The organism is Arthrobacter sp. 2YAF22_2, from assembly GCF_052114645.1.
Classification (GTDB): Bacteria; Actinomycetota; Actinomycetes; order Actinomycetales; family Micrococcaceae; genus Arthrobacter.
In genome coordinates this window covers 1-4707 of sequence record NZ_JBFRFD010000294.1, presented here as the reverse complement: position 1 = coordinate 4707, position 4707 = coordinate 1, and the positions used below count along the sequence as shown (strand labels likewise).

Here is a 4707-nt window from a genome sequence, read left to right as displayed (position 1 = left end):
GCCGGCAACGTGCGGTGCGGCCATGGAGGTGCCGGACATGAAGCCGAACTTGGCTCCGTCCGAGCCGATCGGCGATACGCCGGCGAGAACAGCAACACCGGGGGCAGCGACGTCGGGCTTCAACAGGTCCGAGTCGGTGGCGAGCAGCGGGCCCCGCGAGGAGAAGCCGGCCATCTGCGGCTGGGCCTCCAGCGGAAGCCCCGTGGTGTCCTTGTTGACCAGGGAAACCTTGATGGCCGGGGTGGCCGTCACTTTGTCCTTGATGGTCTGGCTCGCGGGCGGGTTCACGTGGACGGTGGGGACCGCGTGCTGATCGGTGTCCAGCGAAGAGTTGCTGAGGTTCACCAGGATCATGCCGACGCCGCCGCCGCGGGCGACTTCGGCGCTCTTGGCAACGCGGTCAACAACGCCGCGGTCACAGACGACAACCTTGCCGGCGACCTTCGCAGGGTCGAGCGTGCCGGGGCCGCACAGGGCGGGGGACGACGGCGCGTTGGCGGCCGCCGCATTGGCGGCCAGCACGACGCCGGCATCCTTGACCTCGCGGTTCATGATGCTGGCGCCGCGGAACTTGGAGCCGTCGGAGAATTCGACAGTGCCCTGGAGTTCCTGGGAGAAGCTGGTGGCGGCCACCGTGGTGACCCACGGTGCGCCGTGGTTCACGGTGCTGGCGGTGGGGCCGGAGTTGCCGGCTGAGGCCGCAACGAAGATGCCCGTCGCGGCGGCGTTCAGGAACGCCATCGAGACCGGGTCGACCACGGACGTTGCGGACCCGGAGATCGAGTAGTTCAGGACGTCCACGCCGTCCGCGATGGCCTGCTCCACGGCCGCGACCGAGGAGGAGCTGTAGCAGCCGCCGGTGTTGGGATCGTTGTCTTCCCAGCAGACCTTGTACACGGAGAGCTTCGCGGCCGGTGCGATGCCGCTGGTCAGGCCGAAGCTCCGGCCGTCCACGAACGTCTCGACGTTGGCATTGCCGGCGGAGGTGCTGGCCGTGTGGGTGCCGTGGCTGACGACGTCGACCGGGGAGAGCCGTTCCTGGGGGGCGCGGGCGCCGGCGGGAACGTAGCGCAGGAAGTCATCGGCGAAGTAGTGCGCGCTCAGGACCTTGGAGTTGCAGGCGGAGCCGTCGAAGTCAGCGCCGGTGCCCACACCCTTCTGGCACTCGCCGGTGAAGGTTTCCCCGTCGGCCTTCAGCATCGAAATCTTGCCGTCCGCCGTCCGGTAGGGAACGCCGACGACGGGCTGGCCCACCAGCGGCTTCACCGCCTCACCGGCGAAGAAGGCGCTGTCCGGGGTGTAGCCGGTGTCGATGACACCGACCACGACGCCCTTGCCGGCCGCGTCCTGGCCGCCGAACTTGGTGTTCCAGGTGCCGTTAGCCCCGCTGAGCTTGAGGAAATCGGTGCTGGAGTAGTCCGGGGCGTTTTCCGTGTCGGGGGCAACCACCAGGACGCTCGGGTCCTTGGCCAGCTTGATGGCCTGGTCCGTGGTGAGCGAGGCGCTGAAGCCATTCACGGCGGAGGAGTACCGCCGCTGGATCTGGACGTTCTGCTGCGCGGCAACGTCGGACTGCTTCTTTTCCAGATGCGCCCGGTAATTCTTGACCTCGTCCTTGTTGACGTCCAGTTTCTTGCCCTTAGCAGGCTTCGTGGCGGGCAGTCCGTCCGTGGAGCCCTCGTAGGTGGCCGCCGGCTGCTCGGCGAGGAGGACGATGTAGCGGCCGTCCGGGTAGCTGGCGGGGTCCAGATTCTTCTGTGCGATTCCGGCGACAGTGGAACCTTGGGCCTGTGCCGCGGTGGCGGGCGAGATGGCGACAGTTGAGAGGAGAACCGGCAAGCCCAGGGTCAGTGCCACGACCCTCCGGAGTCCCCCGCTTCGAAGGAAGCTCTTTCCTGGTGATTTCACGAGTGGTTTGAACCTTTCAGAAGGAACGGTCCCGGCGCCGTTGCCGGGTACGACGGCGGGAACGGGTGCGGGAACAGGAGTCGACTCTCGCGCCACGGCGGATACCAGCCGAGTCATACAGTACAGACTGAGAGCCAGATATGACATAGGACACAGGCAACTAATCGGAATTTGTCACACGGCGCGACAAGAAGCGGCAGGYGGCGGGCACGGCTGAGCCGGGACGGCTGGGCCGCCCCGGCAAGAAGGGGTAACTACTGAGGGGTTTAGGCGCCCAGAACCGGCGGCCTACTGCCGGGGTGTGCGGACGACCTCGCTGATCCAGGCGCGCGTCTTGTCGTCGAGGGGTGCGGCCACGTTGCTCGACCGGGCCGCACGGTCGGCCTTGATCTTCTGCAGCACCATCCGGCCGAGGCCGGCGAAGACGGCGGCGGCGACCACGGGAAGCAGCACGGATCTGGATTTCTCAGCCATGCGGACATCCTACTGAGCGCGCTCTCCGGAGACCATAGCCCGCCCCGGGGTCACGAATGCGGCGCGGTGCACCGCGCCCGGTAGAATGAGCGTGCAAGCTCGCGGAGCGCCCGTTCCATGTTGTTTAAACACCGTTGTCCTCATCACACAGCGGATCGGCGTGAGACGGCATCGCTCCGCTGCGCCCTTTACCCAATGCTCACGCACAGGAGTTGCCGGATGCCCCGGATCGTTGTCGACGTCATGCCCAAGCCCGAGATTCTCGACCCGCAGGGGAAGGCCATCGTGGGTGCGCTGCCCCGCCTGGGCTTCACCGCGTTCAGTTCTGTCCGCCAGGGCAAGCGCTTCGAACTGACCGTCGACGGCGAGGTGACCGAGGAGATCCTGGCCCAGGCCCGCAACGCCGCCGAGACCCTGCTCTCCAACCCAGTCATCGAGGACGTCGTTAACGTCGAGGTCGTCGAGGCCTGAGATGACTGAACTCCCCCTGATCGGCGGGGCCTCCCCCCTCGCCGCAGATGCACCCGGTGCCCGCAAGCTCGCCGGTGCCCGGATCGGCGTCGTCACCTTCCCCGGCACTCTGGACGACCGCGACGCCGTCCGGGCCATCCGCCTGTCCGGCGCCACCCCGGTGGCGCTCTGGCATGCGGACACCACCCTCGGTGACGTCGACGCCGTCGTCGTTCCCGGCGGTTTTTCCTACGGTGACTACCTCCGCGCCGGCGCCATCTCCCGCTTCGCTCCGCTGATGTCCAAGATCATCGACGCCGCCAATTCCGATGCCAGGTTGCCCGTGCTGGGCATCTGCAACGGCTTTCAGATCCTCACCGAGTCGCACCTTTTGCCCGGCTCCATGATCAAGAACGACCACCTGAAGTTCCTCTGCCGGGACCAGGTCCTGCGGGTCGAGAACAACACCACCGACTGGACCCGGGACTACGCCGCCGGCCAGGAAATCACCGTGCCGCTGAAGAACCAGGACGGCCAATACATCGCGGACGAGAAGACCCTCGACGCCCTGGAGGCGGAGGGCCGCGTGGTGTTCCGCTACGTCGGCTGGAACCCGAACGGCTCCCGGCGCGACATCGCCGGCATCTCCAACGCCGCCGGTAACGTCGTGGGCCTCATGCCGCACCCCGAGCACGCCGTCGAGTCCGGCTTCGGCCCAGAAGCGGGCCCCGGAACGGAAGGCCTCGGTTTCTTCACCTCTGTCCTGAACAAGATCGTGGGAGACAACAAATGACGGAGACACCCGCAGTGGCGGCGCCCGCGGAGACCGCCAAGAAGTTCAACATCGACACGGTGGAAAACGCGGCCGCGACCCCGGACACCGAGCTTCCCTGGGCCGAGCTGGGCCTGAAGCGGAACGAGTTCGACGAGGTCGTCAAGGTCCTGGGCCGGCGCCCGACCGGCGCCGAGCTCGCCATGTACTCCGTGATGTGGAGCGAGCACTGCTCCTACAAGTCCTCCAAGAACCACCTGCGCCAGTTCGGCGAGAAGGTGACCGAGGAGATGAAGAAGGACATGCTCGTGGGCATCGGCGAAAACGCCGGCGTCACCAACCTGGGCGACGGCTGGGCCGTGACGTTCAAGATCGAGTCGCACAATTCGCCGTCGTACGTTGAGCCGTACCAGGGCGCCGCGACCGGCATCGGCGGCATTGTCCGGGACATCATCTCGATGGGCGCCCGGCCCGTGGCTGTGATGGATCCGCTGCGGTTCGGCGCCATCGACCACCCGGACACCGCCCGCGTCATGCACGGCGCCGTCGCCGGCATCGGTGGCTACGGCAACTCCCTGGGCCTGCCGAACATCGGCGGCGAAATGGTCTTCGACTCCGTTTACCAGGGCAACCCGCTGGTCAACGCCCTCGCCGTCGGCGTCATGCGGCACGAGGACATCCGCCTCGCCAACGCCTCCGGCAAGGGCAACAAGGTCGTGCTCTTCGGCGCCCGCACCGGCGGCGACGGGATCGGCGGCGCCTCCGTGCTGGCCTCGGAGTCCTTCGACAGCACCAAACCGTCCAAGCGCCCCGCCGTCCAGGTGGGCGACCCCTTCGCCGAGAAGGTCCTGATCGAATGCTGCCTCGAGCTATTCAAGGGCTCCCTGGTTGAGGGCATCCAGGACCTCGGCGCGGCGGGTATTTCCTGCGCCACCTCCGAACTGGCGTCGAACGGTGACGGCGGCATGCAGGTTGAACTGACCTCGGTCCTGCTGCGCGACCCGACGCTGACGCCGGGCGAGATCCTGATGTCCGAGTCGCAGGAACGCATGATGGCCGTTGTCACACCGGAGAATGTTGCCGCGTTCGAGGCCGTCATGGAC

The 4707-nt window shown here is 67.1% G+C and carries 5 protein-coding genes; 3 read left to right on the top strand and 2 right to left on the bottom strand.

Annotated elements, in window-relative coordinates; translation table 11 throughout:
- Together AB4Y86_RS12450 and AB4Y86_RS12445 are read right to left on the bottom strand one after the other, a co-directional pair.
- The coding region (locus AB4Y86_RS12450; RefSeq protein ID WP_441402534.1) for a S8 family serine peptidase at positions 1 to 1857 on the bottom strand (1857 nt) is incomplete at its 3' end.
- A gap of 339 nt (positions 1858 to 2196) precedes the next feature.
- The gene (locus AB4Y86_RS12445) at positions 2197 to 2382 is read right to left on the bottom strand and encodes a hypothetical protein (RefSeq protein ID WP_441402533.1); all 186 of its coding nucleotides are present in this window, start codon (positions 2380 to 2382) and stop codon (positions 2197 to 2199) included.
- A 219-nt stretch (positions 2383 to 2601) separates the two neighbouring features.
- On the opposite strand from AB4Y86_RS12445, the gene purS reads away from it, so the two are divergent.
- The 3 genes from purS to AB4Y86_RS12430 all read left to right on the top strand — a co-directional run.
- A complete protein-coding gene (gene purS / locus AB4Y86_RS12440) occupies positions 2602 to 2853 on the top strand; it encodes a phosphoribosylformylglycinamidine synthase subunit PurS (protein ID WP_011690410.1) in 252 nt (83 codons plus the stop codon).
- Position 2854: 1 nt separating this feature from the next.
- Positions 2855 to 3625, top strand: coding sequence for a phosphoribosylformylglycinamidine synthase subunit PurQ (gene purQ / locus AB4Y86_RS12435; protein ID WP_441402532.1), 771 nt, complete (start codon positions 2855 to 2857; stop codon positions 3623 to 3625).
- Positions 3622 to 4707, top strand: a 1086-nt coding sequence (locus AB4Y86_RS12430; protein WP_441402531.1) for an AIR synthase-related protein, incomplete at its 3' end; no start/stop codon positions are given. The genes purQ and AB4Y86_RS12430, both read left to right, overlap by 4 nt.

Bases quoted from the DNA above. Each gene is read 5' to 3' on its own strand.
- AB4Y86_RS12445 (WP_441402533.1), bottom strand. From the start codon at position 2,382: ATGGCTGAGAAATCCAGATCCGTGCTGCTTCCCGTGGTCGCCGCCGCC.
- purS (WP_011690410.1), top strand. From the start codon at position 2,602: ATGCCCCGGATCGTTGTCGACGTCATGCCCAAGCCCGAGATTCTCGAC.
- purQ (WP_441402532.1), top strand. From the start codon at position 2,855: ATGACTGAACTCCCCCTGATCGGCGGGGCCTCCCCCCTCGCCGCAGAT.